Origin of the sequence: Streptomyces sp. NPDC046977, from assembly GCF_040644455.1 — a bacterium.
GTDB lineage: Bacteria > Actinomycetota > Actinomycetes > Streptomycetales > Streptomycetaceae > Actinacidiphila.
Map to the genome: position 1 here is coordinate 37,630 of NZ_JBEYWO010000048.1, position 6,387 is coordinate 44,016.

The following is a 6,387-nucleotide window of genomic DNA, read 5'->3' on the forward strand; positions in this document are numbered from 1 at the left end:
ATAATTCATCACCAAGGGAGAACCCTCATGGCCACCACCGTCACCCCGCTGACCACTCAGGAAGCCGACGCCATCGTCGCCGCGGCCAACCATGCCGCCGAAGCAGCCGGTGTCGCGGTCAGCGTCGCCGTCCTGGACGCCGGAGGCCAGCTCCTGGCCTTCCGCCGCAACGAGCAGGCCCTGCTCATCTCGGGCGAGACCAGCCGCGCCAAGGCCTATACCTCCGTCCAGCTCAGCACCCCCACGGCCGACCTCGCCGGCGCGGTCACCCCCGGAGCCCCGTTCCACACGCTCCAGACCGCACTCGACCGCCCCCTCATCTTCATCGCCGGCGGCATCCCCCTCTTCCGCGACGGCCGGCTCATCGGCGCTGTCGGCGTCGGGGGTGGCAGTCCTGAGCAGGATCACGACTTCGCCACGGCCGGAGCCGGCACCCTCGCCTGACGCATCACCCACGGCTGACCGCCGGCGCCACCTGCCGAGAGTCCGGCGGTCAGCCCTCCTTCCCTTCCCCAGGACAGACCCCGCCCCCACCAGTCACCATCTGTGTCCGTCGACTCACAGTGTGCTCGCGGGTCGGCTCCGACCGGGCCGACCGAGACGCGAAAGGATCAGTGCCATGACCCGTCCAGTACCGCAGATCACGCTGAACAATGGCGTCGCCATGCCCCGGCTGGGCTTCGGTGGCTTCCAGGTGGGCGAACGGGAGATCGCCACGGCCCTGGAAAGCGGCTACCGCAGCATCGACACGGCATCGGCCTACGGCAACGAGGCCGACGTCGGGCGGGCGCTGCGCTCGTCCGGCATAGCCCGGGACCACGTGTTCGTCACGACCAAGGTGTGGAACACCGACCAGGGCTACGAAAGCACCCTCGCCGCTTTCGACGCCTCGATCGCGCGGCTCCAACTGGACTACGTGGATCTTTACCTCGTCCACTGGCCCGCCCCGGCACGCAACGCCTACCTCGACACCTGGCGGGCACTGGAGAAGATCCTCGCAGACGGCCGGGTGCGCGCCATCGGGGTCTCCAACTTCCGGACTGCCGATCTGCAGCGTCTACTGGACGACAGCGGAACCGTCCCGGCGGTCAACCAGATCGAGCTGCATCCCTATCTGCAGCAGGCCGAGCTGCGGGCGCTCCACGACCGCCACGGCATCGTGACCGAGGCATGGGGCCCGCTCGCCCGCGGCGGCCTTCTGGGGCACCCGGTCATCACGGCCATCGCCGACCGGCTCGGCAGGACCCCGGCCCAGGTCGTCCTGCGCTGGCACCTGCAGCTCGGCAATGTCGTCATCCCCAAATCGGCGACACCCGAGCGCATCCGCCAGAACTTCGATGTCTTCAGCTTCGAACTCACCAACGCCGACATGGACACCATCGCCGCGCTGGACCACGGCATCCGCACCGGACCGAACCCCGACACCTTCAACTGATCACCACGGCACCAGCCCCAACTGCCGCCCGGTCACACCGCCGGAGACGGTCACGCCCGACTCCGGCGCCGCGGCACAGGCACATCCCCGGCACCAGCCTTTGGCCGGATGACGTCGCTTCCCGCTTCGAGCGCGGACGGGGCCTGACGGCCCCGCATAACATGACTCCGCGGCCCGGTTTCTCACATGTCGGGCAACCAGATTCTCGCGACAAGATCGCCCACCTGACGAGGAATCAGTGATACAGGCAACCAGCGAACCCATGGCCGACGTGCGCGACATGTACATGGCGCACACGATGATGCGCCGGGAGTTCCGCCTCCTCCCCCAACTCATCCGGGACGTGCCCCCGGGCGACACCAAGCGCTCCGCGATCGTCGCACATCACGCCGAGCTGATCTGCCTCGTACTGCATTTGCATCACGAGGGCGAGGACATCATCTTGTGGCCGCTCCTCCTGGAGCGCGGCGGCGAGCAGACCTCGGCGATCGTGCCGGAGATGGAGGAGCAGCACCATGGCATCGAGGCAGCCCTCCACGACGTAAACGAGCTTCTGCCTGCCTGGAAGAACACCGCCCAGGCAGGCGAGGAACTCGCCGCGGCCTTCGAAGTACTGCTCAACCGACTGCTGGAACACATGGCGCTGGAGGAGAAGGAGATCCTTCCCCTGACCGAGAAGCTCGTCACCGCCGCCGAATGGGCCCAGCTCGGGGAGCACGGACTGGCCAAGACCCCGAAAAAGGACCTGCCGCTCGGGCTCGGCATGGCAATGTACGAGGGCGACCCCGACGTGGTCAGGGAAGTCCTCTCCCACGCGCCGCTCGTGGCCCGCCTGATCATGCCCATCATGGCCCCGCGCCTGTACGCCTCCCACGCCAAGCGCGTCTACGGCACCGCCACCCCGCCCCGCGTCGGGAAGTAAACCGGCGCCATCCCACGTCACCCGTCTTCGCCCCCGTGGACTCGGTGACCTGCGGCAGCCCTGTCACCCCAGGGCAGCAACCCCGTGTGAGACCGCTCCACGGGTACAGCTCGGTGTCCCTGGCCGGCCTCAACGCAGCTAGGAGATCGGGCCGTTGAACACCACAGGGGTGGCCCGGCCGGGCCACCCCTGCCCCTCACACGGGTTGCGTACCGGTGTTGGAAAGCCATACGAAGGACGTTGCCACCGCTGCTGGGAGGCCCCGCTGTATATTCTTCGGATGACCTCCTCGGACGCGATCAACGATCGCCTGATCACGACGTTCGGTCGCCTGGTGGAGGCTTACAGCCGACTCGAACGCCGGCTGGGCGGCGCCCTGCAGGCGGAGGCCGGACTGCCTCACGTGTGGTTCGAGGTCCTGCTCCGTCTCGCCCGCTCGGAGAACGGTCAGATGACCATGGGCGCCCTCGCCGAGCAGATCGCGTTGACCACTGGCGGTGTGACCCGGCTCATCGATCGCATGACGGCCGCCGGGTACGTCGAGCGCCGCCTCCTGCCTGCCGACCGCCGGGTGGTGTACGCGGTAGTCACCCCGTCCGGTCGTGAAGTGGTGAACCAGGCCGCCGTCACGCACGCACGCAACCTGCGGGACGTCTTCGCCGGATTCGGGGAGCAGGACCTCGACAGCCTCGATCGCCTGCTGGACCGTCTGCGCGAGAACGTCCCGCCCGCCACTTGATCCATCCCCGCGCAACGAGGTGCTGTCAGGTGTACGGCTGGTCGCCGCTGCGCCCTTTGCCCGGCCCGGCGGTCAGGGGATGATGGCGTCGACCACGCCTCCGTCGACCCGCACGGCACCGCCTGTGGTGGCGGATGCCTGGTCAGAACTCAGGTACACCACCATGTTGGCGATCTCCTCGGGGGCGATCAATCGTTGCAGCAGCGACTGGGAGCGGTGTTCCCTCATGAAGATCCGCTCCGCTTCCTGCCAGGACTTGTCACGGCCGACAAGGCCGTAGACGAAGTCCTCAACGCCGGCGGTGTGGGTGGGGCCGGCGAGGACCGAGTTGACGGTGACGCCGGTTCCCGCCGCCTTCTTCGCGAAACCGCGGCCAACGGCCAGAAGGGCGGTCTTCGTCATGCCGTAGTGGATCATCTCGGCTGGGATGGCTACCGAAGACTCGCTGGAGATGTACTGAACGCGGCCCCATCCTTGTTCGATCATCCGGGGCAGGTATGCGCGGGTAAGACGCACTGCGGCGAGCACATTCACCTCGAAGTACCGCCGCCAGTCCTCATCGGTAATGTCGAGGGGGTCCTGGAACCCGTAGACGCCCAGGTTGTTGATGAGGACATCGACTTCCGGGAGGACCTCGACGGCCCGTGCAGACTCTTCCTCGGACACCACATCCGCATGGACAGCGACGAAATCACCATCCGGTACTTCTCCCTGCAGCCGCCGCACGGCTTCATCTAGCTTTCCCTTCTCGCGGCCGCTGACCCCCACTCGTGCACCTGCCGCAGCCAGGCCCGCCGCGATGGCAAACCCGATGCCCTGCGTCGACGCAGTCACCAGGGCCGTACGCCCGGTCAGATCGATACGCATGTCCACTCCTTCGTATGCAGCGCCCGGCCCTAGCCGTAAACGGTCCTTGCCGCGCTCCGTCAAGTACGCGCAACGGGACGCCTGGCCGTGCTGTCGGCAGGCTCATCGGCGAGTTCTGCAGAAACGGCATGAACCGCCGGCGGCGTCGCGCCACAGGCAGTACGGCGGCTGCCTCCACGTCCATCCAGGTGTCTCCCTGCCCCACGACACGGCAGCTGGGTGTGCACACCGAGTTCCGTTCTCCCAGTGAATACACCGAATGACACGATTCAGCACTGTGACCCGCCGCCCGGTTGGGATTCGGCTCGCTTCGCGGTGTGCGACCCGCCCGGAACGGCGGAACAGCCATACAGGCAGTCCGAACGGCCCAGCTCTCACGGCAGGCGGCCCCACGGGCGCTGAGACTGGGAAGCAGTCGCGTCCCGGCCAGCCGGGGCGTGTCACCGCGGCGAACAGGAGCCGGCCATGCCGTGGAACCACCGCAAGGACCTCGCACTGCTCGCGCTGCGCATGGGACTCGGCGGAGTGCTCGTCGCCCACGGCACGCAGAAGCTCTTCGGCTGGTTCGGCGGCCAAGGCCTCGAAGGCGCCACGGGATTCATGGAGTCGATGGGCTTCGAACCGGGCAGGGCCAGCGCCCTCGCCTCCGGGCTCGGCGAGGCGGGCGGCGGCACCCTGCTCGCCCTGGGCCTCGCCACCCCGGCCGCCGGGGCAGCCGCGGCCGGGGCGATGGCCGGGGCCGTCTCCGTCCACGTGCCCGCCGGGTTCTTCTCCGCCTCCGGAGGCTTCGAGTACCCGTGCTTCCTGGGCTTCACCGCCGCCTGCATCGGCGTCGCCGGCCCCGGGCGCTACTCCCTCGACCACGCCACCGGGCACTGCCTCGACCGCCCCTGGACACTCGCTCTCGGCTTCCTGACCAGCGCAGTCGCCGCCGCCACGGTCATCACCCGCCGCAATTGCGTCGTGCGCGCCCGGATCGCCCACGAACTGCCCGACGCCTGAATCTGCTGAGCAGCCGTGTCCACGGCTGGTCGCAGTAGGTTTCGGGATCTCATTACTCGCTGACGCCTACCAGCAGTGCTGGTTGCGGCGTCCCCGCCCGGCTGGCCCCGGTCATCCCGCGGCGGAGATGCCTCACCGGAAAGCGGTTGCCGAGGGCCAGCGGCTCCTCAGCCGCGCCGTTCTCCCCCGACGGTGCACCACGTCATGACCACGGCCCCGTGCACCGCGCTGCGAGCCATGACCTTCACACGCCCGGCCAGCAGAGGGGCTGAACCTGGAATTCGCCCGAGCCCCAACCACACCGGTGCGCGGCGTGGGCCCCGTACTCAGTCCTGCGGAACGGGCACCACCGGGAACCGCACATCCTCCGCAGGCACAACGGCGCCGGCGTCGTCGGCGAACGTCACACGCACCGCGCGGCCCTCTTCCGCAGAAGGCTCGGCCCAACAGAGGGCGGACGGTTGTCGTCGCCCCATGCCGGAGTGCGGCCAGAACCAGGAGGAGCTGCTCACCGCTCGGCGTCAGGTGGTAGCTGAAGCGGGTACGCGCACCAGGCTCGCGATACGGCCGCTTCTCCATGACACTCTGTTCGACCAGCGCGCCGAGGCGCAGCGTCAGCACGTCGGCGGCAATGCCGAGGCCGTCGCGGAAGTCCGCGAAACGCGTCACGCCCCTCAGGGACGCATCGCGGAGGATCAGCATCGTCCACCGGTCCCCCACGACGTCCCGGGTACGGGAGATCGAGCTCAATTCCTCGCGATCGCGGTCCTTGTGCGTGGCCTTGGCGCGAGTCACGGCACTACCGCACCCCTGAGTTGTGTTCTCACACTCAGAGAAACCGATCATCCCAACTACCACGGTGGCGACATTTTGTGGCCAGCCTGAGAGCAAGGCCGGTGCGGCGCCGGCACCCGCCGGGCTTAACGGCAAGACCGGCGAGCGGCCGCGGTTGGTCTTCCGGCACACCGGTGACCGGCGGGTCAACGGCCGCAAAGGCTTCTCCTGGAAGGACTTACGAGACCTGCTCACCACCGCCCACACCAAGCTCGGCGGACCGATCGTGCTGGTCTGGGACAACGTCGGCCTGCACCTCAGTCGCGCGATGCGCACCTGGACCACGGCCCGGAACTGGCTCACGGTGTTCCAGTTGCTGGCCTATGCACCAGACCTCAACCCCGTGGAAGGGATCTGGTCCAGCCTGCGACGCACCAGCCTGGCCAACATCGCCTTCGCCGACTACACGCAACTGGTCACCGCAGTCCGCCGGGGCCTACGCCAGATCCAGTACCGGCCCACCATCATCACCGACTGCCTCATAGGCACCGGCCTAAGGGCTGTCCCGTAAATGATCTTCGAGTCGCCTCGGGTGGGGCTGGCCGCTGTGCGTTCCATCGGCCTATCCAACGAGGGCGAGGTTGTGCA

Annotated in this window: 8 protein-coding genes; 6 read left to right on the top strand and 2 right to left on the bottom strand. The window is 68.2% G+C overall.

Features of this window, described 5'->3' with window-relative positions; all coding sequences use genetic code 11:
* Positions 1-27 precede the first annotated feature (27 nt).
* The 4 genes from ABZ883_RS39855 to ABZ883_RS39870 all read left to right on the top strand — a co-directional run bounded on the left by ABZ883_RS39855 (position 28) and on the right by ABZ883_RS39870 (position 3,096).
* Positions 28-444, top strand: a complete 417-nt coding sequence (locus tag ABZ883_RS39855) for a heme-binding protein (protein WP_360916052.1) — start codon at positions 28-30, stop codon at positions 442-444.
* Positions 445-619: 175 nt separating this feature from the next.
* Positions 620-1,435 (top strand): aldo/keto reductase, encoded by an 816-nt coding sequence (locus ABZ883_RS39860; protein WP_360916055.1) that lies wholly within the window; start codon positions 620-622, stop codon positions 1,433-1,435.
* A 262-nt stretch (positions 1,436-1,697) separates the two neighbouring features.
* On the top strand, positions 1,698-2,357 hold the full coding sequence (locus ABZ883_RS39865) for a hemerythrin domain-containing protein (protein WP_360916059.1): 660 nt from the start codon (positions 1,698-1,700) through the stop codon (positions 2,355-2,357).
* A 280-nt stretch (positions 2,358-2,637) separates the two neighbouring features.
* On the top strand, positions 2,638-3,096 hold the full coding sequence (locus tag ABZ883_RS39870) for a MarR family transcriptional regulator (RefSeq protein WP_360916062.1): 459 nt from the start codon (positions 2,638-2,640) through the stop codon (positions 3,094-3,096).
* 72 nt (positions 3,097-3,168) lie between these two features.
* On the opposite strand, the gene ABZ883_RS39875 is transcribed toward ABZ883_RS39870, so the two are convergent.
* Positions 3,169-3,963 carry an SDR family oxidoreductase gene (locus ABZ883_RS39875; RefSeq protein WP_360916065.1) on the bottom strand — a complete coding sequence of 265 codons (795 nt, stop codon included), beginning with the start codon at positions 3,961-3,963 and terminating at the stop codon, positions 3,169-3,171.
* A 465-nt stretch (positions 3,964-4,428) separates the two neighbouring features.
* Between ABZ883_RS39875 and ABZ883_RS39880 the strand changes: the two genes are divergently transcribed.
* Positions 4,429-4,965, top strand: a complete 537-nt coding sequence (locus tag ABZ883_RS39880) for a DoxX family protein (RefSeq protein WP_360916068.1) — start codon at positions 4,429-4,431, stop codon at positions 4,963-4,965.
* 132 nt (positions 4,966-5,097) lie between these two features.
* Here the strand turns inward: ABZ883_RS39880 and ABZ883_RS39885 are convergent, their stop codons facing one another.
* Positions 5,098-5,811: a helix-turn-helix domain-containing protein gene (locus ABZ883_RS39885; protein WP_360916076.1), complete on the bottom strand. Its 714-nt coding sequence runs from the start codon at positions 5,809-5,811 to the stop codon at positions 5,098-5,100.
* A gap of 13 nt (positions 5,812-5,824) precedes the next feature.
* Between ABZ883_RS39885 and ABZ883_RS39890 the strand changes: the two genes are divergently transcribed.
* Complete coding sequence (locus tag ABZ883_RS39890; RefSeq protein WP_360916079.1) at positions 5,825-6,310, top strand: transposase; 486 nt, start codon at positions 5,825-5,827, stop codon at positions 6,308-6,310.
* Positions 6,311-6,387: the final 77 nt, after the last annotated feature.